This is a genomic window from Asticcacaulis sp. AC460, from assembly GCF_000495795.1.
Taxonomy (GTDB): Bacteria; Pseudomonadota; Alphaproteobacteria; order Caulobacterales; family Caulobacteraceae; genus Asticcacaulis.
Genome location: NZ_AWGD01000073.1, coordinates 1 through 644, shown reverse-complemented (window position 1 = coordinate 644; position 644 = coordinate 1). Strand labels below are relative to the sequence as shown.

1 protein-coding gene is annotated in these 644 nt (G+C 51.6%); it reads right to left on the bottom strand.

Features of this window, described 5'->3' with window-relative positions; genetic code table 11:
• Positions 1-644, bottom strand: a 644-nt coding sequence (locus tag ABAC460_RS50285) for a hypothetical protein (RefSeq protein ID WP_031237684.1), incomplete at both ends; no start/stop codon positions are given.

The window sequence follows — 644 nt, the reverse complement described above, 5'->3', positions numbered from 1 at the left end:
TTCGCTCATCATTTTCTGCCGATCTTTAAAGGCCTTATTGTAATCCGGCTTTCGCTGAAGGAGGTTAAATAGGAGTGCACGATACCCCGCATCGCGAGCAAAACAAGGATCGACCGCGTAGTAGTCCGACCCAAGCTGAATTAGAGGTTTCTTACGTGCTGGCAGTGTCCGAAAGGGTGTCCCCTTAAAATCGCCCGCGGCGAAGAACTCAGTATCTTCTCCTCGCTGGTATGACAAGTCTGCTAGCAATGTCGGTGGCAACCTCGTGTGACGGCTTACATTGGCAATACCACCGCGAAGCATATCCTCCATCGCCCCCCGGGCCGCTTTGGACTGCTCCTCATTTTCTGCAATCCATGACTCCATAGCGTCTTCCATAGACTTACCTTGCTCTATAGAAAAAGCCTTTACCGCCTCAAACTGCTTGATCATCTCAATGATTGCGTTGGTGTGCCCAGAACGAGTGGCGTCGGCCATGGCCTGAAAGCCTTCCGCAATATCGGTGGCACCAATGCCGTACACCTCCTCCAAAACATCATTGTGAGGCGCCAGAACGTAGCGATAGAACTCGTCCTCCAAAACTTGATAACGATTCCCGCGTATCATGACCCAAGTGGATTTCGCACGGAATTCAATGTCGGCCG